This window comes from Hydrogenovibrio sp. 3SP14C1, from assembly GCF_029625905.1.
Lineage (GTDB): Bacteria > Pseudomonadota > Gammaproteobacteria > Thiomicrospirales > Thiomicrospiraceae > Hydrogenovibrio.
The window spans coordinates 77387-98718 of the sequence record NZ_JARTLM010000010.1; the positions used below are offsets into that span (position 1 = coordinate 77387).

Annotated in this window: 22 protein-coding genes; 14 read left to right on the plus strand and 8 right to left on the minus strand. The window is 42.8% G+C overall.

From position 1 onward, the window contains the following. Positions 1–4: 4 nt before the first annotated feature. Genes P8629_RS09585 through P8629_RS09595 form a run of 3 tightly spaced genes read right to left on the minus strand, consistent with a single transcriptional unit; the run spans position 5 to position 788 of the window. The gene (locus P8629_RS09585; protein ID WP_278165911.1) at positions 5–292 is read right to left on the minus strand and encodes a hypothetical protein; all 288 of its coding nucleotides are present in this window, start codon (positions 290–292) and stop codon (positions 5–7) included. Between the two features lie 34 nt (positions 293–326). Further along, a complete protein-coding gene (locus P8629_RS09590; RefSeq protein WP_278165912.1) occupies positions 327–578 on the minus strand; it encodes a hypothetical protein in 252 nt (83 codons plus the stop codon). A 24-nt stretch (positions 579–602) separates the two neighbouring features. Beyond that, entirely contained in the window at positions 603–788 is a 186-nt protein-coding gene (locus P8629_RS09595) for a hypothetical protein (protein ID WP_278165913.1), read from the minus strand. A 202-nt stretch (positions 789–990) separates the two neighbouring features. Between P8629_RS09595 and kdpA the strand changes: the two genes are divergently transcribed. The 14 genes from kdpA to P8629_RS09665 all read left to right on the plus strand — a co-directional run bounded on the left by kdpA (position 991) and on the right by P8629_RS09665 (position 17589). Continuing rightward, positions 991–2673, plus strand: coding sequence for a potassium-transporting ATPase subunit KdpA (kdpA, locus tag P8629_RS09600; protein ID WP_278165914.1), 1683 nt, complete (start codon positions 991–993; stop codon positions 2671–2673). Between the two features lie 21 nt (positions 2674–2694). Continuing rightward, positions 2695–4728: a potassium-transporting ATPase subunit KdpB gene (gene kdpB / locus P8629_RS09605; RefSeq protein WP_278165915.1), complete on the plus strand. Its 2034-nt coding sequence runs from the start codon at positions 2695–2697 to the stop codon at positions 4726–4728. Between the two features lie 10 nt (positions 4729–4738). Continuing rightward, on the plus strand, positions 4739–5341 hold the full coding sequence (gene kdpC, locus P8629_RS09610) for a potassium-transporting ATPase subunit KdpC (RefSeq protein WP_278165916.1): 603 nt from the start codon (positions 4739–4741) through the stop codon (positions 5339–5341). Next, positions 5338–7965 (plus strand): sensor histidine kinase, encoded by a 2628-nt coding sequence (locus P8629_RS09615; RefSeq protein WP_278165917.1) that lies wholly within the window; start codon positions 5338–5340, stop codon positions 7963–7965. The genes kdpC and P8629_RS09615 overlap by 4 nt, the downstream gene beginning before the upstream one ends. Positions 7966–7968: 3 nt before the next feature. Beyond that, entirely contained in the window at positions 7969–8655 is a 687-nt protein-coding gene (locus P8629_RS09620) for a response regulator (RefSeq protein WP_278165918.1), read from the plus strand. 476 nt (positions 8656–9131) lie between these two features. Next, a complete protein-coding gene (locus P8629_RS09625; RefSeq protein WP_278165919.1) occupies positions 9132–9620 on the plus strand; it encodes a YeeE/YedE family protein in 489 nt (162 codons plus the stop codon). Positions 9621–9632: 12 nt separating this feature from the next. After that, on the plus strand, positions 9633–10139 hold the full coding sequence (locus P8629_RS09630) for a DUF6691 family protein (RefSeq protein WP_278165920.1): 507 nt from the start codon (positions 9633–9635) through the stop codon (positions 10137–10139). A 204-nt stretch (positions 10140–10343) separates the two neighbouring features. Beyond that, positions 10344–12167: a translational GTPase TypA gene (typA, locus tag P8629_RS09635; protein ID WP_278165921.1), complete on the plus strand. Its 1824-nt coding sequence runs from the start codon at positions 10344–10346 to the stop codon at positions 12165–12167. A 136-nt stretch (positions 12168–12303) separates the two neighbouring features. Beyond that, positions 12304–13275 (plus strand): prolyl aminopeptidase, encoded by a 972-nt coding sequence (gene pip / locus P8629_RS09640; protein ID WP_278165922.1) that lies wholly within the window; start codon positions 12304–12306, stop codon positions 13273–13275. Position 13276: 1 nt separating this feature from the next. Next, positions 13277–13726, plus strand: coding sequence for a D-aminoacyl-tRNA deacylase (dtd, locus tag P8629_RS09645; RefSeq protein WP_278165923.1), 450 nt, complete (start codon positions 13277–13279; stop codon positions 13724–13726). An 84-nt stretch (positions 13727–13810) separates the two neighbouring features. Beyond that, positions 13811–15904, plus strand: a complete 2094-nt coding sequence (locus tag P8629_RS09650; RefSeq protein WP_278165924.1) for a two-component system response regulator — start codon at positions 13811–13813, stop codon at positions 15902–15904. Positions 15905–15943: 39 nt separating this feature from the next. After that, positions 15944–16297 carry an Hpt domain-containing protein gene (locus P8629_RS09655; RefSeq protein ID WP_278165925.1) on the plus strand — a complete coding sequence of 118 codons (354 nt, stop codon included), beginning with the start codon at positions 15944–15946 and terminating at the stop codon, positions 16295–16297. A gap of 9 nt (positions 16298–16306) precedes the next feature. Next, positions 16307–16936: a hypothetical protein gene (locus P8629_RS09660; RefSeq protein ID WP_278165926.1), complete on the plus strand. Its 630-nt coding sequence runs from the start codon at positions 16307–16309 to the stop codon at positions 16934–16936. Further along, on the plus strand, positions 16933–17589 hold the full coding sequence (locus P8629_RS09665) for a hypothetical protein (protein ID WP_278165927.1): 657 nt from the start codon (positions 16933–16935) through the stop codon (positions 17587–17589). Before P8629_RS09660 ends, P8629_RS09665 begins: the two co-directional genes overlap by 4 nt. Before the next feature lie 23 nt (positions 17590–17612). Here P8629_RS09665 and moaC read toward each other — a convergent pair whose 3' ends face one another. From moaC to moaA, 5 genes are all read right to left on the minus strand, one after another. Continuing rightward, a complete protein-coding gene (gene moaC, locus P8629_RS09670) occupies positions 17613–18104 on the minus strand; it encodes a cyclic pyranopterin monophosphate synthase MoaC (protein WP_278165928.1) in 492 nt (163 codons plus the stop codon). A gap of 14 nt (positions 18105–18118) precedes the next feature. Continuing rightward, entirely contained in the window at positions 18119–19324 is a 1206-nt protein-coding gene (locus P8629_RS09675) for a molybdopterin molybdotransferase MoeA (RefSeq protein WP_278165929.1), read from the minus strand. Positions 19325–19388: 64 nt separating this feature from the next. Next, positions 19389–19856 carry a molybdopterin synthase catalytic subunit MoaE gene (gene moaE / locus P8629_RS09680; protein WP_442908697.1) on the minus strand — a complete coding sequence of 156 codons (468 nt, stop codon included), beginning with the start codon at positions 19854–19856 and terminating at the stop codon, positions 19389–19391. A 3-nt stretch (positions 19857–19859) separates the two neighbouring features. Continuing rightward, positions 19860–20111 carry a molybdopterin converting factor subunit 1 gene (moaD, locus tag P8629_RS09685; protein ID WP_278165930.1) on the minus strand — a complete coding sequence of 84 codons (252 nt, stop codon included), beginning with the start codon at positions 20109–20111 and terminating at the stop codon, positions 19860–19862. A 43-nt stretch (positions 20112–20154) separates the two neighbouring features. Continuing rightward, the gene (moaA, locus tag P8629_RS09690) at positions 20155–21150 is read right to left on the minus strand and encodes a GTP 3',8-cyclase MoaA (protein ID WP_278165931.1); all 996 of its coding nucleotides are present in this window, start codon (positions 21148–21150) and stop codon (positions 20155–20157) included. Positions 21151–21332 lie beyond the last annotated feature (182 nt).

The window sequence follows — 21332 nt, forward strand, 5'->3', positions numbered from 1 at the left end:
ACAGTTAAATCGTTTGTTTTGAGGCCTCTGCAAGGGCTTCAAAATAAGGCGTTGCCAACCCTGGTTCTTCAACGTCCACAGCAATACTTTCGTAGCCTTGCGCGATTGTCAAAAGCTCACCATAAACGCCCTGTTCATCAACGAAACTTATTTTTATCGCATCATTGATAGGTAACTGTGACAAAAGCTCTTCCAACGCTTTTCCTATCAGGGTATCCAGCAACGAAAAAAGTCCGGCTAAATAATAACTGTCAACATTCGTTAAGCCTTTATTTTGAGCTAATCGGCGCATAAAAATCGCTCGCACTCTTGCAAGATTAAACAGTTCAGGTAAACCATCGTTTAATGCCGCAAGCGACAACATCTTCGCCCACGACTGTACCCGCTTTAATCCAAACAAACGCATGACTTCTTTTAAACTGTAAAGCCGGCATTCTTGCATTTCGGTACTGCTCAGAAAATTTCATTAACTTATGTGACAACCCCACATCTTTTTCAATGACATTGACCAGCTCATCCAAGTTAATATTTTCATTCGCAATCTTTTCAAGTAACTGCATCAAATTCAATTGGTTCACACTGAGTTGCTACCCCGTGATAATTTAGAGCTTGGCAAATAAATACCCCTGAAAATAATCTGCTCCGGCGTTTTTACACGCGTCAAACATCTCTTTGCTTTCGGCTCGCTCAGCGACGATTTTTGCTTGGGTCACTTTTTTCACTTTATTAAACAACACCGGCAAGTTCTCTAATTTGACATACTGAACATCCAACTTAATCAAAGGCACCTGTTTTTGCTTAAAAATAAAATCACCTAATGCAATGGTACAGCCATTTTAAATAATGTCGTTTTGATCAAGCTTAAGATAGGAATCTAAATTTTTACGTAAATTTTACGCTTAACGCCTACGTTACCAATAGAATTTTTATACCTCTTTCGTCTATTCTATAGCTACAAATTTAACATGTGCCTGGGAGGGGCGTGAAACCATGAATGAAGTCATTCTTATTTACTTAGTTACATTACTATTGGCATGGCCATTAGGGTTGTATATTGCACGAATTTATCAAACGGGTTCCGCGCCCTTGGATCGAGTTTTTTTACCGATTGAAAAAGGTGTTTACAAGCTGATGGGAGTCAATCCAAATGTTGATATGCATTGGAAGCACTACTTTAAGATTCTAATTATTTTTCATGCTTTTTTGGCCTTAGTGGTGTTTTTAATTCTACGGTTTCAGGGGCATTTATTTCTGAATCCCGACCAAATTCCAAACATGAGCTGGGACTTGGCTTTGCATACCGCCTTGTCTTTTTTAGGCAATGCGGATCAACAACATTATTCCGGGCAAGCACAACTGTCTCACTTAGCGCAAGGCACCGGGTTAGTCACCATGCAGTTTGTCGCACCCGCCGCCGGAATCGCGATTTTATTTGCGATTTTGCGTGTTCTGTTTAAAACGAAAGAAAACGTGGAACAGGGTCTGGTCGGAAATTTCTATCAAGATATGATCAGAGCCATTGTTCGATTGCTTATCCCTTTAGCCTTCATTCTATCCGTTATATTGACAAGCCAAGGGGTTCCGTCCAGTTATCAAGCAGCCGCACAAGTTGAAACGCTTGAATCATCTGAAGAGCAAGCCATCCCGCTTGGCCCAGTAAGCCCAATGGTTGCCATTAAGCAACTGGGTACCAATGGTGGGGGTTGGTACGGTGCAAACAGTGCGGTTCCGCTTGAAAATCCAACCGCCATCAGTAACTTTTTTGAGGCGATGGCCATTATGCTCATTCCAATGGCCCTAGTGTTTGCTTTGGGGTATTTCTCAGGGCGGAAAAAACTGGCCACCGTGGTAATGGGCGTAATGCTCAGTTTGTCGGTTGTTTCGAGTTCTTTAGCGATCTACTCAGAAAACCAACCCAATGCTGCGACGGCTGAATGGAGTCATCAAGCCAACATGGAGGGTAAAGAAGTACGCATCGGTGAAACCGCCACCGCGCTTTGGGGGGCTTGGGCCACGCAAACGGGTAACGGTTCGGTCAATGGTATGCACGACAGCTTTAACCCAATCGGTGGGCTCGTGGTCATGAGTAATATGCTGGTTGGGGCTATTTTTGGCGGCATTGGATTTGGATTGGTTTTATTTTTAGCTTATATGATGTTGGCCGCTTTTTTAGGATCCTTATTGATTGGCCGAACGGCCAGCTTTATGAACAAACCGCTTGAAGGCCATGAAATGAAACTGTTGGCCATGGTGTTCATGTTACAACCGTTCGTGTTATTGGTTTTTAGCGGCTTGACCTTAGCCATGCCCGCCTTGTCAGGCATTTCCAACCCAGGATATCACGGCGTCACACAAGTCATCTATGAATATACTTCGGCCTTTGCAACCAATGGCAGCGGCTTTGAGGGCTTGGGAGACGACAGTGTCTGGTGGAATTTGACCACGGCCGTGACCATTCTGTTAGGTCGGTTCGTGCCCATGTTTTTGGTTTTGGCAACGGTTGTCTCTTTGGTGTCTAAAAAAGCCACACCCAGTACGCGTGAATCCTTGCAAATCGAAACACCGACCTTTGCATTGGTCATCATCTTACTGATTGCATTTGCCTTCTTGAGCTATCTACCCTTTATTGTGTTTGGGCCGATTGCCGAATGGGTCAGCTTAATTAATCATTAATATCAGAATCAGGAATACATTATGAAAATGACAAATACTCAAGTTTTCTGGCGAGATGTTCCTATGAGGCAAGTTTTCTGGGACTCATTACATCGTTTTATGCCCAACCGTTTGATTAACCAACCCATTATTTTCCTGGTTGGTATTGGGATGACTCTGAGTTTTATGACAACACTCTACTATGCTGCGCTAGGACAAGCATGGGGGTACAGTTTATCGATCAGTCTTACACTGTTAGTAACGGTTTGGCTATCCAATTTTTCCATTGCACTGGCCAAAACGAGGGGGCGTGTTGTCGCAAGCCGCCTCATCCAAAAGGAACAAAAGAGAATCGCTAAACTTTGGCATTCGCAAGGTGAAACCACTGCCGTGCCGGTGACACAATTAAAGCGAGGGGATAAAATTTACGTTGAAGCCAACGATATTATTCCACTGGATGGTGAAATTGTCGAAGGGATGGCGACATTGAATGAATCCGCGGTGACAGGCGAATCGGCTCCGGTTTTACGCCAAGCGGATAGTGAGACGAGCAGTGTAACAGCCGGTTCAAAAGTCTTGTCTGATTGGCTAATCATTAAGGTGACGCATCCCGTGGGCACCAGCGTATTGGATAACCTGATGGAATTGGTTGAAAATAAACCACGGCAAAAAACACCGAATGAAATGGCCTTGTCCATTTTGTTAAATGCAGTTACCTTGGTTACCTTGGTGGTGGTATTGGGGATGATTCCGGCCAGCCAGTATTTAGGGTTAGAGCTTTCGCCCCCCATTTTGATCGCGCTGTTAGTGTGTTTGATTCCAACCACGATTGGCGGTTTACTGCCGGCGATTGGTATTTCCGGCATGGATCGAGCGTTAAAAAATCGTTATCTTGCCAAATCGGGAGATGCCGTTGAAATGGCGGGTAGCATTGATATTTTATTGTTGGATAAGACCGGAACCATTACCACAGGCGAACGCCGGGCCAATGAATTGTTTGAAGTTGGGCACATGCCTAAACAAACCTTTTATCAAGCGGCCTATAACTGTTCATTACAGGATGAAACGATTGAGGGGCAATCCATTATCGAGCTGATCACGCCGTTAAACACTGACATGGGTGAGCCGAATGTAAAGCGAGTAATAGAGTTTTCTGCCGAAACACGTCTTTCGGGTGTGGATCTGGAGGATGGAACTCGTTTACGTAAAGGGGCGGTTCAGTCTGTCATTCAATGGCTCAAAAGTCAGAATAAATTTTTGTCTCCTGAGCTTGAGGCTCAAGTCGAAGGCTTAGTCGAAAAATTAGCACGTAAAGGACGCACGCCCATTGCCGTGGCTAACCAGGATCAATTACTCGGCATTATTTCATTAAAAGATGTCATCAAACCCGACATTAAACTCCAAGTGGCACGCATGCGTATTTTAGGCATTCAAACCATTATGATTACGGGCGACAACCCATTAACCACTGCAACAATTGCCGCGGACGCTGGGGTGGATGATTTTATTGCGGAAGCCACCCCGGAGAAAAAACTCGATTATATTCTGGCTCAACAACAAAAAGGTTATCGCGTGGCCATGGTGGGTGACGGGATTAACGATGCGCCCGCCTTAGCACAAGCGGATCTAGGCATCGTGATGAATACCGGTGATGCGGGTTCTCGTAAAGCGGGTAATATTGTGGATCTTGAATCGAATCCGGCTAAGTTACCGAAACTGGTCAAAATCGGAAAGCAGCTACTCATTACCCGAGGCGCCTTAACGACTTTTTCATTCAGTAGTGATGTGGCCAAATATTTTGTCCTTTTGCCCGCTTTATTCAGTGCCAGTTTGCCTGCCATAGCGGAGTTAAATTTTTTACAGCTGTCCAGTGCCGAAAATATCGTTCTGTCCGCACTTATTGCTAACGCCATGATTATTTTAATCATGATTCCGGTTGCCATGCATGGCGTGCGTTTTCATGCATTTAATACCCATTTATTAATGAGTAAAAACCTGTTTATTTTTGGCGTTGGTGGTTTTATTTTGCCCTTTATTTTAATCAAATTGATTGATCTAGCGCTGATCAGCTTTTAGGAGATTTAAAATGCAACAGATGACTTATGAATCAAAAACAGAGACCTACGTCAAACCCTTCCAAGGCGTCTTGGTTATAATGGCGTTGTGCGGCCTACTCTACCCAGGCATAGCGGTTTTACTGAATCAAACGTTGTTTCCGAGCCAAGCAACCGGCAGTTTAATTTACGTTGGTGGCAAAGCGGTTGGCTCAAAACCTGTGGGACAACACTTCAGTTCACCCGCGTATTTTCATTCCAGACCCTCGGCGGCTGACTATCAGCCGTTTAACTTGGGCGGTAGTAATTTGGCTCCGTCAAACCCTGAGTTGCAGGCATTGGTGGCGGAACGAGCCAAGGCTCTTCTAGACCAGACCACTGCGCAAAAAGGGGAAATACCCGTTGACATGTTAACCGCATCCGGTTCCGGGCTTGATCCGCATATCTCGCCTTTGGCGGCAGAAATACAAATTTCGCGGGTGGCGACATCGCGCAACTTGACGAAAGCCGTCGTGCAGGAACTGGTTGGACAATACACTCAACAGCCGCTTTTTAATGTATTAGGCCAGCCTCGTGTCCATGTGCTGGCGTTAAATATGGCACTTGACACCTTAAGTGAACAGGTTCAACCATGACCCCGTCTACAAACAATCTTGCCTTAAATCAGAAAGATTTTAAACAAGGTAAGCTGCGTATTTTTTTGGGTGCAGCGCCAGGCGTTGGGAAAACGTACTCCATGCTGCAAGCGGCCCATGAGGCGCAAGAAAAAAACCGAGATATTGTTATTGGGGTGGTCGAAGCGCATGGGCGAGAAGATACTTTGGCAATGTCAGAGGGGTTGCCAAGGATTTCATTGCAGACGTTAAAACATGATGGGCATGCGTTTAAAGAGTTTGATCTTCATGCCGCCATTGAGCGCCATCCTGGCATTATTTTGGTTGATGAGTTGGCACATAGAAATCGTCCAGGTGCATTGCATCCACGCCGCTATCAAGACATTGAGGATTTATTGTCTCGTGGGATTGATGTTTGGACCACGCTCAATATTCAACACGTTGAAAGCTTAAGAGACGATGTCGAAACGATTACTGGGGTCAAGATGTATGAAACCGTCCCAGATACCTTGCTAGATCTTGCAGATGAAATTGTGTTGGTTGATCTATACCCTCAAACCTTAATTGACCGATTAAAAGAAGGGAAGGTCTATGAAGAGGAGCAGGCACAAAAAGCATTAGCCGGCTTTTTCTCGCTCAATAATCTAACCGCATTAAGAGATTTAGCGGTCAATCTTGTGGCCGATAGAGCTGATCAGGAAGTCCGAAAAACACTGGGCGATACGAGCCTACAAACCAAAGCAACACGCGTGAACATTTTAGTCGCCATTGACGGTGAGCCTAGCAGTGAATCTTTAATAAGAGCCGTGCGAAGAATTGCCGAACGCCGTCAAGTGCCCTGGACCGTGCTTCATGTTGAAACGGGAAGAGGTCACGAAGAAAAGACGCGTTATATTGAACATTGTTTTCGTTTGGCTGAACGCTTGGGTGGAAAGACTCGCTTATTATTTGGTGACAGCATTGTTGATGAAGTTTTAAACTATTGTCGAAAAACCCAAGTTAGAACGCTTGTTTTGGGACGGCATCCAAAATTGTTATGGCGTTGGTCAAAAATGGGGGGGCGATTGTTGCGCGAGGCGCCGGATATTGATTTAACCTTTATTGCAACAGAAAAAAAACTAAGGCCCTGGATACCCTACAAAAGCAAGGTTAAAAAACGAGATATTGCTTATGCGAGCTTAGGGGTCGCTTTCGCGGCAATCCTCTCATTTTTTATTTCCGGCTGGTTGCCCTTGGCGAATTTATCGTTGATTTTTTTAGGTGCCGTATTATGGGTAGCGATTAAAACCGGCTTGAAGCCAGCCCTTTTTGCGGCAGTATTTTCGACGTTGGTTTATAACTTTTTTTTCACCGAGCCGCGGTATACGTTTAATATCATTCATGCCGAAGAGTTTTTAACCGTCATGTTTTTCTTTTTGATGGCCTTGATTGGTGGTCAGTTGGCAGCGAAACTCCGGTACCAGTTGATTGGTTTAAGCTTGGCAACAGAACAAACGCAAAAACTGTTGTCATTTAACCGAGCTTTGGCTGCAACCAGCGATGAACAGAGCTTGCAGACGGATACCGTGAAAAAAATTTCGCGTTTACTCAATATGCGCGTTGTTTGGCTGGGTAGCCGGGAAAGAGACGGCGAAATCAAAATTTTGGCTGACAGTGCAAAACAGGCTTCGCCCACCATTGACTCAAGGCTTTGGGCAGCGGCTTCATGGTCTAGACAACATAAACGAATCAGTGGGAGCGGCACTGAAACCTTATCGGCGCTTAATTGGCAGTGTCTGCCAGTTATAATTAATAATGAAGTTGAAGCAATCCTAGCAATTGAATTATCACCAGGCCTGATGATGGATGCAGGCTTGACGAGCATGCTCGAAACCTTGGCCCATCACACCGGACAAGCTTTACAAAGAGTGAAACTGTCTCAAGCGCTGACTCAATCACAAATGTCAGAGGAAACAGAACGGTTGCGTTCGGCATTATTATCTTCCATCTCACATGATTTACGCACCCCCCTCTCTTCAATTATCGGCGCGGCCAGCAGTTTAAAAACGCTCGAAAATCAGTTAAACCAAGAGGATAAAGCAGCGTTATACGATTCAATATACAATGAGGGTGAGCGATTGAATCGTTATATCCAGAACCTGCTGGATATGACGCGGCTGGAACACGGTGGCTTGAACCTGCAAAAGCAATGGACATCTTTTAATGAAATTGTTTATGCTAGCTTAAAACAGACGAACCATTTTTTAGCACGTGAGCGAATCGATCTTCAGCTTCCCGACCCCTCACCTTCAGTCTATGTTCAACCCACGTTGATAGAACAAGTCTTGGTGAATCTTTTAGAAAATGCCGCTAAGTTTTCGCCGCCGGATTCGAAGATAGATTTAAAGGTTAGCTTGTGTGGTCAGTTACTTGAAATTTTAGTTTCCGATCAAGGTACCGGTATTCCTGATCAAGACAAACAACGGGTTTTTAACATGTTTTATACCGGACAAGGCAGTGATCGCAGTGCGTACGGAAGCGGGCTAGGGCTTGCCATATGTCATGGAATGATCAAAGCCCATGGCGGAACCATTCAAATCCAAGATAATGTTCATGGCGGAACCAGTGTACTGATTCGATTGCCGATTAAAGAAGAAGCAGAATAAATTTTGAAAACCAAGATACTCATTATTGATGATGAAAAGCAGATAAGACTTTTTTTGCGGGTGAGTTTAAAGGCTCAAGGTTATGATGTGCTCGAAGCCGAGACCGGACAAAAAGGAATTGAGTCTGTTGTGATGAACCAGCCTGATTTGATGGTATTGGATCTGGGTTTAAACGATTTAGATGGAAAAGAGGTGATTTCACAAATCCGTCAATTCTCAAATATCCCGATCATTGTGTTGTCCGTTCGGGATAGTGAGCAAGAAAAAGTGAACTGCCTTGATTTAGGCGCGCAAGATTATATGACGAAACCCTTCGGGGTTCAGGAATTTTTGGCAAGAGTTCGAAACCTATTACGATTGCACCCAGGTAAAGAGTCTTTAGGTGATTCCGAATTAACGGTCGGGTCAATTCGATTAGATATCCTTTCACATCAGGTTTATCTCAAAGACCAACGGCTCAAATTAACTCGAAAAGAATATCTTGTGCTCAAAACGTTGATGGAGCACCCTGGACAAGTAGTTACAAAAACTTACTTACTCAGAAGACATTGGGGAGATTCACACACTGAAGACACTCATTATTTGAGAGTTGTAATTGGTCGCCTTAGACAAAAAATCCAGACAAAAGGTAATCATGTCATTGAAACGGAACCTAGTGTTGGTTACCGGATTATTGACTCATATAGTTGAGTGTGCATTACCGTTCTAATTGAAATACTTTTATAGAACCTACCATTACTCGGTCATATATTCTTAGTCAACTTATTCAAAGTTGATTCGCATACACTTGGCGGCCATTACCCTAATAGGTTGTCGGCCTATAAAAAAATCGTTATTTGACATAACATACTGAAATTAAAGGAATGGTTCTTAGAGAATCACAGCTTATTTTTTCCTGAAGCATTTCCGTTGACTGACAGCAATAATTATTTTTATGCCTTGAAAAAATTTCTACAAATCGATTTTATAGACAGGCAAACATAATCAAATAAACTAAAACTCAATTATTCTTTAATAACAATTACTTATTAATAAGAACATTATTGATTCATTTTTTTTATATTCCATAAAATTTTTCTATAGCCTACCAAAAAACCTCTTTTTGACTATGTTTTTTCTATGTTTAAAATTACTCTTAATTAAACAATTTTATTCTAGGATAAGTGATGGAAGTTGTCGTTTGGAGCGCTTGGATTGCTGGAATTGCGATGGGATTATTCGTGATTTTCCATTTCTGGTTAATGGGAAAACCCGCAGGATGTTCAACAGGGTATGGAAACTTTTGCGGCATGATGTTCAAACGAGTCGAATATTTTCGTACCGGCGAATATAAAAACATTAATAATTCGCGCCTTTGGTTTTTATTAGGCATACCGATTGGAGGACTCATTAGCGCGCTTGGATCACCTGAACCATGGCACTTTAGCTTTGATATGGGCATGTATAACGACATTCTGCCTCAGACATTGGCTGGCAAGGCAATATGGCTCATTTTTGGTGGCGCTTTACTTGGTTTTGGCGCTCGCTTAGCTGGCGCCTGCACTACAGGCCATGCTTTAGTCGGTGGTGCAATGATGAACCCACCAAGCTTGTTAGCAGGGGCAATCTTCTTTATGAGCGCCTTTTTAACCACTCACTTATTATTTGGCACCTAAAGGACTCTCAAAATGCATAAACTACCGATTATTAAAAGCATTCGGCTTTATCTTGTTTCTTTTAGCTTTGTGTATCGAAATAACTTTTTCGGTTTGTTAATGGGAATTGCGTTTGGTTTCTTTATGAGTCATGCTGGCGCAACGACCTATGATTATCATGCCAAAATGTTTTTATTTCAGGACTTCCAACTTTTGATTGTCATTGCGATGGCAGTTGTCATTGCAATGATTGGTGTCACTCTCATGAAGAAGTTTCATGTCACTGCCATTGCGACGGGCGCAGAAGTCGATTTCGTTAAAAAACCCTATCAAAAAGGATTGATTGCAGGAGCGATGTTATTTGGGATTGGTTGGGGGATGACCGCTTCTTGTCCGGGAACCATTCCGGCCATGATTGGGGAAGGTAAAATAGCAGGTATCTTTGCATTGGTCGGACTCCTAATTGGTACCATGGCTTATGGCATCTTACAAAGCTATATCCGTCTCGAAAAAGCACAAAAAAACACTTCAGAGTCTTAAAAATCCTTCTTAAACGCTTAAGTGTAAAAGCCGGTGATCTAAAAAAACTCACTGGCTAAAAATCTTTCTTCCGCTCAATGCGGGGCTTACCTTCACTTTTTCCACTAAATTCTGCAATAAATCGTAATCATTTCATCAGATTACACAAACTTCTATTGTCATTCCAGTATAATACGTTTTTTTGAAAAATTGAGAGTCCCCTGCATGAACACAGATCATATTCGCAACATTGCCATTATTGCGCACGTTGACCATGGTAAAACGACCCTGGTTGACCAACTTCTAAGACAATCTGGCACCTTTGACGATACCCGTAAAGATATGGGGGATCGCATGATGGACTCCAATGATTTAGAAAAAGAGCGTGGTATCACAATCCTGTCTAAAAACACGGCCGTTAAATGGAACGATTTCCGTATCAATATCGTGGATACCCCGGGCCATGCCGATTTCGGTGGTGAAGTTGAACGCATCTTATCGATGGTAGATTCGGTATTACTTTTAGTCGACTCGGTTGAAGGTCCTATGCCGCAAACCCGTTTCGTAACTGAAAAAGCCTTAAAACAAGGTCTGAAGCCGATTGTTGTCATCAACAAAATTGACCGACCTGGCGCACGCCCTGACTGGGTATTAGATCAAACTTTTGATTTATTTGACCGTCTAGGCGCAACAGATGAACAAATGGACTTTGATGTCATTTATGCATCGGGTCTTAACGGGTTTGCTGGATTGGAAGAAGATGTTCGTGAAGGCGACATGACTCCTGTATTCAAAATCATCACTGAAAACGTTCCTGCGCCAAATGTTGATTTAGGCGGACCATTCCAGTTGCAGTGTATCTCTTTGGATTATGATAAATATAAAGGGGTCATCGGAACAGGGCGTATTAAACGCGGTGCTGTTCAAACAGGGATGCCTATCGTTATCGTCGATGCCCAGGGCAAAGAACGTAAAGGTAAAATGGGTGAACTATTTGGTTACCACGGTCTAGAGCGAATCAGTGTTGAAGAAGCACACGCGGGTGACATCGTTGCCTTTACTGGGCTAGATCCTTTGAACATTTCAGATACGTTATGTGATCCGAACCACCCTGAAGCTTTACCGGCGTTGACGGTTGATGAACCAACTGTGAGCATGACTTTCCAAGTAAACGACTCTCCTTTCGTTGGTCAGGACGGTAAGTTATTAACGTCACGTCAAATCCGTGAGCGTCTAGACAAAGAATTATTAACAAACGTTGCTCTGCGTGTTGAAGAAACAGAAGATGCGAACAAGTTCCGTGTATCAGGTCGTGGAGAACTGCATTTATCCGTATTGATTGAAACAATGCGTCGTGAAGGCTTCGAGATGGGGATTTCGCGTCCGGAAGTTATCTTCAGAGAAATCGATGGTGAAACGCAAGAACCTTATGAAAACCTAACGGTTGATGTTCCTGAAGATGCACAAGGCTCTATCATGGAAAAACTGGGTGAGCGTAAAGCTGAAATGCAAGACATGGTGCCAGATGGGCATGGTCGTGTGCGTATCGACTTTATCATCCCTTCTCGTGGTTTGATCGGTTTCCGTACTGAGTTTATGACAGCAACACAAGGGAATGGCTTGATCTTCTCGAGCTTCTCTCATTATGGTCCAAAATTCTCTGGCACACTAGGTGAGCGTAATAACGGTGTATTGATCTCAATTGGTCAAGGTAAAGCATTGGCGTTTGCTCTGTTTAACTTACAAGATCGTGGTCGTTTATACCTTGGTCACGGGGAAGAAGTATATGAAGGGATGATTATCGGGCTACACAGTCGTGCGAATGATTTAACCGTTAACCCTTTAAAAGGGAAACAGTTAACGAATATGCGTGCCTCAGGGACGGATGAAGCCTTAACTCTGACACCACCGATCATTTTCTCGCTAGAACAAGCGCTTGAATTTATCGATGATGATGAATTGGTTGAAGTCACACCGCATCACGTTCGTATTCGTAAAAAACTATTAACAGAAAACGAGCGTAAAAAAGCTGGACGCAGCAAATTATAAGTTAGACTCATAGTCAGTTTAACTCCTAAGCCCCTAAAAATAGCCAGGCCTGGTCATTTTTAGGGGCTTTTTTCGTTTAAGGCCTATCCAAAAGATTATTTTTGGCGTTCTGTTCTCTTTCGGCTAAAATTGAACTATGACGACTTTAGATCAGATTTTATACCCCCCCATCAAACCCTACAGTGAGCATAGCTTACAGGTTGATAACACCCACTCTCTTTATATAGAAGAAAGTGGCAACCCGTTAGGTATTCCTGTTTTATTTATCCATGGCGGTCCTGGCGGCGGAACCGCACCACTACAACGTAGTTTTTTCAATCCGGATGAATATCGCATTATCTTATTTGACCAGCGTGGATGCGGAAAATCTCGCCCTCATGCTTGTTTGACCAATAACACAACTGCTCACCTGATTGAAGACATCGAAAAAATTCGACGTCATCTAGACATTGATCGTTGGGTATTGTTTGGTGGTTCCTGGGGATCAACGCTGAGTTTACTCTACGCTGAAGCCTACCCTGAACGCGTTATCTCAATGGTGTTGCGAGGTATCTTCTTATGCCGGCATGAAGATACGCACTGGTTTTATCAGGAAGGTGCCAGCCGTTTTTTTCCGGATTACTGGCAAGATTTTATCGCCCCCGTTCCCGAAACCCAACGAGATAAGATCATCGAAGCCTATTATGAGCTGCTGACCAATGAGAATGAAATTGCGCGAATGAGTGCGGCTGAAGCTTGGTCAATTTGGGAAGGACGAACCTCTACGCTCAAAGCCGACAAAGACTTGGTCAATCATTTTGGCGACCCTTTCCATGCACTGGCAATGGCACGTATTGAATGTCACTATTTTAAATATCAGGCCTTTATTGAGCCTAATCAAATTTTGGACAACATTGGTTATCTTCAAAAAATTCCGACCAAAATCATTCAAGGCCGTTACGATATGGTTTGCCCGATTAACCAAGCCTATGCTTTGTCTGAAGCCATGCCAAATGCTCAACTCGTGATTTGTGACCATGCAGGACATTCTGCATTAGAGCTTGAGATTGCCCAGGCCTTAGTCGAGGCAACTGATCAAATTTATCTTGATGAAGATATTCCTACCTAATATGATTTGCTTACTGCAACGAGTCACACAAGGGAACGTCTCGGTTTCTGGAAACATCATCGGGCAAATTTCATCAGGTTTGGTGGTTCTGTGTGGATTTCAGCCACATGACACGTCTCAAACCTTAGACAAGATGGCGCATAAGCTTTTACACTACCGCGTATTTAGTGACGAAAACGACAAGATGAACCTAAACCTCCAACAAGCATTCAATGGCAAAGGCGGAGAATTATTACTCATTCCCCAATTTACCTTAGCGGCAGATACCCAAAAAGGTCTACGCCCAAGTTTTCATACCTCTGCTGCGCCCGATTTGGCGCAAAACTTGTTTAACGAGTTTGTGGATTTAATTACATTAAAATTTACTCCCCCACAAACAGGGAAATTTGGCGCAGAGATGCAAGTCAGTTTAACCAATGATGGTCCCGTTACCTTTTGGCTTGAAACCTAGTTTGATCAAAAGGCATAAAGGTTTTAATTTCAACAAAAAGCAGCTACACTTAGCCAAACAATTTAAGGGTGATACGAAACTCCAATGCCACTTTCTGAGACGAGCTCTAAGCAGATTGACCCCACATTGATACTGGTTGTTGAGGACGACGACAATACGCGATTAACCCTCAATAAAGTATTAACCAAATCCGGTTTTAAAGTGATTGATTCAAAAAACGGTCAAGAAGGCTTTTCAAAATTCATCAATGAATCTCCCTGCTTGATCCTAATGGACGTTATGATGCCCATTATGGATGGATATGCAGCCACCGAAGCGATTCGAAACTATGAGAAAACTCGTGCTGTTCCCATCTTAATGTTGACTGCACAAGATGACATGAACTCGATTGATCATGCTTTTATTAGCGGTGCCACTGACTTTATCACCAAGCCTATCAACTGGGCTTTGCTAAGTCAGCGCGTTAAATATGCGATTAACTCCTCTTTGATTGAAGACCAACTTAGAGCCAGCCAGTCTCAGCTCATGTATGCCCAAAGACTGGCAAAACTCGGATATTGGGAGTGGAATGCAAAAACTGATCACGTAACCGGAACCAACTCTGCTTTTGAACTCTTCGGCATTCCAAATCAAGCCGATGTCACTTTAGAGCAATTTTTTTCTAATATCATTCCAAAAGATTTACCATTAATTCAACAAGCCATCGCCGATGCCAGTCAGGGCTACAATGATATCCAAGTGAGTTTTCGAGTCCTGCATCACGACAACTCTATGTCTCATGTGGATTGTTTGGGAGAAGTCAGCTTTGATGAACACGGCGACATTGACAGAATTACCGGTTCGGCGCAGGACATCAGCCGTTTGCACAAAGCTGAAACACTCATTGATTACCAATCCAGTCATGACAAATTAACCGATTTAGCAAACCGCTCTTTCTTTAATAAAAACCTTACTAATTTTATTAAAGAATCCAACCCTAAAAAATACAGTGCCACCGTTATTTTGGACATTGATCGTTTCAAAAAGATCAATGACAACTTAGGACAGGAAAATGGTGATGCGCTGCTTAGGACAGTCGCTCAACGGTTAAAGAAAGTCACGCGTGAAGATGATTTTGTCGCGCGCTTGGGAAGCGACGAATTTGCCATTCTGATTAAAAACGCTGAAGATGCTCAAGAATTGAATTTATCTTTAAGTCGCATTTTTCATGACATCTCAAAAGCATTTAACATTAAAGAACAAGAACTGTTTATCACTTTCTCTATTGGTGTCAGCATTATTAACCAAGACGGTAACCAGGCAAGTGAACTAATCGCGCATGCCAATATCGCTCGCAGTCAGGCCAAATTGAACGGTGGCAATCAATTTTTATTCTATCAAATGGAAATGAATGCCGAGTCTAAAGAACAACTCATGCTTGAGAATGACTTAAGGAAAGCGCTGGCTCGTAAAGAAATTGAAGTTTACTACCAACCTCAGCTTGATGGTCACACCTTAAAACCTTATGGCGCAGAAGCGTTGGTTCGTTGGAACCACCCGACAGAAGGCATTATTTCACCGGGTATTTTTATTCCAATGGCAGAAAGCAATGGCATGATTGTCGACATTGGAGGCTTTGTCTTGGAAAACGCCATCAAAGAAGCGGAAAAGTGGCATGCAAGCGGGTTTGATGAGATGCGAATCGCGGTTAACTTATCCGGTCGACAATTTTCCAGCTCCAACCTCATCAAAGAAGTGCAAGATGTCTTACAAAAAACAAGCCTACCCGCAAAATACCTTGATTTAGAGATTACCGAAAGTTTAGCCATGAGTAATGCCGATCATAACATCAGCATTCTAAAAGGTTTAAAAGCCATGGGCGTATCCTTATCCATTGATGACTTTGGGACCGGATATTCTTCTCTCGCGTATTTGCATAGCTTTCCAATCGATGCGATAAAAATTGACCGTTCATTTATCGATAATTTAGATTCGCAGGAAGGGCAAGCCATCGTGAGAACGATATTGGCAATGGCTGACAGCTTAAACCTAAAAGTAGTCGCTGAAGGGATTGAAGAAGAATTCCATGTCACATTCCTGCAAAACAAAAACTGCGATATTTTCCAAGGATTCATGTTTGGAAAACCGATGCCTGCCAGCGAGTTTGAAGAATATCTTAACGCTCAAAAAGCACCTTAATACGCTATAATAAGCTATTCGTAGAATGGGAAAAATTACATGACTCAACCGGTTAATGTAGACAATTTGAGCCAGTTAAAAGAATTGATTGGTGACGATTTAAAAGATATTTTACAAACCTTTTTAGAGATCGCTCCAACATCTCTAAACGGTATTAAAATAGCCATCGCCGAAGAAAATGCTGAAGCACTGAGATATCAAGCGCACACGTTAAAAGGCAGTGCTGCAAATATCGGAGCAACCACTTTACCTGCTTTATGCTTAGCACTTGAAAACAAAGGAAAAGAAGGCGTCACTCATGGATTGGAGACTTTATTCAGTCAAATTGAAGATGAAACCAATCAGGTGATGGATTTTTTATGCCATACGATCGACCACTTTAGCCAACTGTAGAGAATTCTTATGCATTATCAAGTTACCGAGCAAGAAACACATCTTGCTAAAAATCCTCATCATATTTTTAATATCAACATCATCCTTACGCACTTATTTCTATCGATGATTATTTTGGAAATCGGTAGCACAGTGACATTGCTGATAATTCCTTTCCTTTCCAGTCTCGTGCTTGGATACATCTATCTTCATGGCAAAAGAGTACAACAAAAAGGTTCCTGGTTCGTTTCTGCTCACTGGGCATTAGCTTGGCAACGTAGTAAAACCTTATTAATCAGTTACGCTACTGCCCTAGTCATGGTACTGCTGTACATCCTCATAGACACCCTTTTTCCAGGCGGATTTTCCATGAATGATTTCTCTGCTGAAGGCTCCCAAACCAATCTAGGTGAAATCATCACAATTCGTTTTGCTGCGCTGGTTATATTCTTAGCCGTTCTGATTACCTTCTTGCAAACGGGTATCTCCGTTTATGAAGCTGGAAAAGGCATCATTGATCCTAAAATCGAAAAACATTTGCTTCGCGACACAGACGCTAATGCGGAACTTGGTGAAGGGGAAGATGAAGTGCATCATAAAGGGCAAAAACAGCTTAAATCAGAAAAAGCGATAAAAGAAACGGATAAAACAAACACATGAGCTCAACACATTCTAAAAACAAAGGATTTCCAACCTTTCTAATCGTACTGGGCCTTGGCATTTTCCTGACCGCGATGTTTATTTTGATTCCGTCTGAACGAGAAGAAATACCCGCTAAATTTTTACCTTGGAGCAGTCACTTTAACGCGAATAATCAGCTTGAAACATTAGGCTTGACCATTAACCAAAGCACACCTAACGATGCTAAAGCCATTTTTGGCGATGACGTCGAAGTCAAGTTGTTCTCTCATAAAGACGAAACTGAAAAAACAGCGGAAGTATACTTCCCTTCTATTCGCATAGGAACGATTCGTGGAGCAATTGCACTGACCTTGGATGTTGACCCAGACACATTAAATAAAATATACGACGAAGGCATCCAGACAACCGTCACTCAGACAGGAAATCGGCAGGTCACACCGAATACTGAGAATATCAATCGACTGTTACAAAAACCGATTAAACAAATCACCTTGCTTCCCAAGAAACACTTAACAGCAAGAGCAATTAGGATGCGCTTTGGTGAACCGCAACGCATCGAGAACCAATCTGATGGATTGGATCACTGGTTCTATCCAGAAAAGGGGTTGGAATTGATTATGGACCCGGAAGGGCCCGAAGCGTTGCAATACTACCCGCAAGCCAGGGAGTGATTGAACATATTTATGCGCCCTTTTTAAAGGGCTTCTTTTTTCCAATGGCCGCTCTTGCCACCTTTCTTTTCTAACAGCTGTACCTGATTAATCGTCATACCTTTATCAACCGCTTTACACATATCATACAATGTAAGAGCGGCGGTTGATGCAGCTGTAAGTGCTTCCATCTCCACCCCAGTTTGACCAACCAGTTTACAGATAGCGACAATTTCGACGCAGCTTTTATCTTCATTCGGAACCAGATCAACTTTGACAGAAGTCAGCATCAAAGGATGGCACATGGGAATCAAATCAGGGGTGCGTTTTGCTGCCATGATCCCTGCAATGCGCGCCGTAGCCATCACGTCTCCTTTTTTATGCTTCCCATCAACAATCATTTTTAAAGTGCCTGGTAACATTGTAATCACAGCCATTGCTCGTGCTTCTCGCTCGGTGTTTGCTTTTTCACTCACATCCACCATACGAGCCTGACCTTTTTCATCTAAATGCGTTAACTTCTGCTTGTCCTTCATAATCATTTCCCGCCTTAAATCATATCATTAAATGCATAAAAGGCGACTTTGCCTCCTTTTTTAACCGTAGTGTCTTCCGGGATTACAGCAAATCCTTCTGCCCAAACGGCTGAGGTCAACACACCTGACCCCTGATTTGGGAACAATTCAACAACAGTTTTTTGACTCTTTTCATCCACTTTTAATTTAGCCCGCGCAAACTCGCGACGAAAATTGGATTTAGGCCATTCGAAATCGGCTTCCAACCAAAGAGGCGTAATACAAATATGCTTTACACCTTGTTTGCGAAGCAAGTAAGGACGTGCAAAAAGATTGAACGTTGCGAATGCAGAAACTGGATTGCCAGGCAGGCCGATAAAGGGAGTGCCATTAATATCACCAAAAGCCAATGGCTTTCCTGGCTTCATTTTAACTTTCCACATATCCAATTGGCCTAGTGATTCAATTGCTGGTTTGATATGATCTTCTTCCCCAACAGAAACGCCACCCGTTGTCATGACAACATCTGCTACCTTCGCAGCTTGCTTCATCGCATCAATGGTATCTTCTAATGTATCTTTAACTCGACCTAAATCAATCAATTCAAACCCAAGTTGAGGGATTGCCCCCGCCAAGACATATCGGTTTGCGTTAAAAATTTTTCCTTTTTCTGGTGCTTCACCGGGTTCGAGTAACTCATCACCGGTGGTAAAGGTCGCAATTTTCAGTGGCTGGTAGACACTGACCTCTCCGATACCAATGGACGTAATCAAGCCCAGATCTTCTGAACGCAGACGGTGTCCCTTTTCCAAAATCACATGCCCTGTTTCAATATCTTCTCCAGTATGGCGGATATTTTGGCCAGGCCTGGTCGTTTTTGCAGTAATTTTGATTTTATCACCAACTTGCTCGGTTTCTTCTTGCATAATCACGGCATTTGCCTCTGCCGGAATGGGCGCGCCAGTAAATATTCTGGCAACTGTTCCTAATTCAAGCGCTTCTGGCTCTGAACCTGCAGGAATGCGCTGACTGATTTGAAAGGTATCTTCATGCGTTAAATCTAATAAGTTAATGGCATAACCATCCATTTGACTATTGTCATGTGGCGGGACATTAACGCCCGATGTAATCGGCTTTGCCAATACTTTACCTAAGGCCTGTTCAACCGGTAAGGTTTCCGTTTTTTGACTGTTTTTTGCTTGGCTGACTAAATAAGATAATGCTTCATCAAATGTTTTCATTGCTTGGCTCTCAAAAAAAATCCCCGCGGGTGCGGGGAAATATGACAGATAATAATTGTTTAATTTATTTTAACCAACGTGTTTCGGCTTCTTTATCCGTAACACGGGCATCAACCCAACGGGTTTCACCGTTAGGAAAAGTTTCTTTCTTCCAGAAAGGGGCATTCGTTTTTAAGTAATCCATAATAAAGTGCGCGGCTTCAAAAGCAGCTTCACGGTGTCTGGATGTCACCGCGACGAGCACAATCTGGTCACAAGGTTGCATCTCGCCAATCCGGTGGATGATAAGGCTACTTTGTAACGGCCAACGCTCGTGCGCTTCAAGACGGATATTTTCTAGGGCTTTTTCGGTCATCCCTGGATAATGCTCTAACTCCAGTACGGAGATGTCATCCCCCTCATTAATATCTCGTACCGTGCCAACAAATGACACCACGGCACCGATATCTTTATGCCCTGTTCTTAAAATTTTAACTTCTGTGCTTAAGTCAAAATCTTCCACCTGTACTTTTACAAAGGAGTATAAGCTCAAACCCTAGCCTCCTGTAACAGGTGGGAAAAAGGCAATTTCATCGCCAGGATTCAGTTCAGTTTGACGTGTCGCGACACTATGGTTTACTGCTATTTGCAGATTTGCATTGTCTTTAAGTGCTTGCTGCCAAGCCTCTCCACGTCCGGCTAAATCCTTCAAAACACACTCAACCGTCTTATAGTTTTCAACAGGCAGCTCTTCTTGAGCTTTCCCTAAAACTTCTCTAAAACTCGCAAAATATAAAATTTCTAACATTTTTTATCTCCAAAAATGTCTAAAAAGACAACTATTACCCTAATTATCCGCCCAAGGAAACCATTTGTCTAAATTCGATGTTATGTACATTTTCATTAAAGAAATGTTTCTCAGGTTTTTTAAGCATCGCATCTACAATCATTTGCTTTAAATCTTCGTCTGAAATCCCTTCACGAATGGGGGTTCTCAAGTCAACGGAATCTTCTTGTCCTAGACACAGCGCCAACACCCCTCTTGCGGTGAGTCTTACCCGATTGCAGGCTTCGCAAAAGTGATCAGATACTGCTGATATCACACCAATTCTGGCGTTCGTGCCTTTGATTAGGAAGTTCTTAGAAGGGCCATCATGACTCTTTCCCGTTGACGGGATTAAGTCCGTCCCCACATGAGCTTTAACCCTTTTCATAATCTTTTCCATTGGATAATGCTGATCCATTAGGCTAATACCCGCTTCTCCAATAGGCATGGTTTCGATAAAACGCACTTCAACACCCTTCTCGATACCATAATCGACCATGGCTTCAATCTCATCATCATTCGTGCCTTTCATCACAACCATATTAAACTTAATCGGGTTTAACCCCGCAGCTAATCCCGCATCAACTCCCGCCAGAACCTTTTCAAGGTTTCCACCACGAGTAATCTTATTGAACTTATCCGCTTGTAAGGAATCTATGGAAATATTGGCGCGTGACAAACCTGCTTCTTTTAATGCCACGGCGTGCTTATCAAGATGATGCGCATTGGTAGATAAAGCGATTTCGTCCAGCCCTTCATAAGGCCGAATCTCTTCAATAAAGCCTGGCAATCCTTTTCTTACGAGAGGCTCGCCCCCTGTGATACGAACTTTGGTCACACCCAACTCAACAAACGCTTTGATAATACGAGCCAATTCATCATAGTCTAAATATTCTGTATGACGTCCTTCAGGATGCGCACCTTGCTCAGGCATACAATAGCCACAACGATAATTACATTTATCCGTGACTGAAACTCTTAAATATTCAATTTTTCGATTGAAAGGATCTATTAATGACATACCGTTATATCCAATTGGGAATAACGGTATATTCTACTTTTTTTATTCATAAAAGCAAGTGTCATTTTGGCATTTTTATTGAATAAAACCCTTTGATTTTAAAGGGGTTTATTCAATAACTCATGACATAAAAAAACCCGCACAAGGCGGGTTTTTATTTTCATACTAAGACAAGCTTAATA

Excerpts from the sequence above, each read along its gene's own strand:
- P8629_RS09675 (WP_278165929.1), bottom strand. The coding sequence starts at position 19,324 with ATGAAAACATTTGATGAAGCATTATCTTATTTAGTCAGCCAAGCAAAA.
- pip (WP_278165922.1), top strand. The coding sequence starts at position 12,304 with ATGACGACTTTAGATCAGATTTTATACCCCCCCATCAAACCCTACAGT.
- kdpB (WP_278165915.1), top strand. The coding sequence starts at position 2,695 with ATGAAAATGACAAATACTCAAGTTTTCTGGCGAGATGTTCCTATGAGG.
- dtd (WP_278165923.1), top strand. The coding sequence starts at position 13,277 with ATGATTTGCTTACTGCAACGAGTCACACAAGGGAACGTCTCGGTTTCT.
- kdpA (WP_278165914.1), top strand. The coding sequence starts at position 991 with ATGAATGAAGTCATTCTTATTTACTTAGTTACATTACTATTGGCATGG.
- P8629_RS09630 (WP_278165920.1), top strand. The coding sequence starts at position 9,633 with ATGCATAAACTACCGATTATTAAAAGCATTCGGCTTTATCTTGTTTCT.
- typA (WP_278165921.1), top strand. The coding sequence starts at position 10,344 with ATGAACACAGATCATATTCGCAACATTGCCATTATTGCGCACGTTGAC.
- P8629_RS09660 (WP_278165926.1), top strand. The coding sequence starts at position 16,307 with ATGCATTATCAAGTTACCGAGCAAGAAACACATCTTGCTAAAAATCCT.
- kdpC (WP_278165916.1), top strand. The coding sequence starts at position 4,739 with ATGCAACAGATGACTTATGAATCAAAAACAGAGACCTACGTCAAACCC.
- P8629_RS09615 (WP_278165917.1), top strand. The coding sequence starts at position 5,338 with ATGACCCCGTCTACAAACAATCTTGCCTTAAATCAGAAAGATTTTAAA.
- P8629_RS09585 (WP_278165911.1), bottom strand. The coding sequence starts at position 292 with ATGCGCCGATTAGCTCAAAATAAAGGCTTAACGAATGTTGACAGTTAT.
- moaD (WP_278165930.1), bottom strand. The coding sequence starts at position 20,111 with ATGTTAGAAATTTTATATTTTGCGAGTTTTAGAGAAGTTTTAGGGAAA.
- P8629_RS09655 (WP_278165925.1), top strand. The coding sequence starts at position 15,944 with ATGACTCAACCGGTTAATGTAGACAATTTGAGCCAGTTAAAAGAATTG.
- P8629_RS09650 (WP_278165924.1), top strand. The coding sequence starts at position 13,811 with ATGCCACTTTCTGAGACGAGCTCTAAGCAGATTGACCCCACATTGATA.
- moaA (WP_278165931.1), bottom strand. The coding sequence starts at position 21,150 with ATGTCATTAATAGATCCTTTCAATCGAAAAATTGAATATTTAAGAGTT.
- P8629_RS09665 (WP_278165927.1), top strand. The coding sequence starts at position 16,933 with ATGAGCTCAACACATTCTAAAAACAAAGGATTTCCAACCTTTCTAATC.
- moaC (WP_278165928.1), bottom strand. The coding sequence starts at position 18,104 with ATGAAGGACAAGCAGAAGTTAACGCATTTAGATGAAAAAGGTCAGGCT.
- P8629_RS09625 (WP_278165919.1), top strand. The coding sequence starts at position 9,132 with ATGGAAGTTGTCGTTTGGAGCGCTTGGATTGCTGGAATTGCGATGGGA.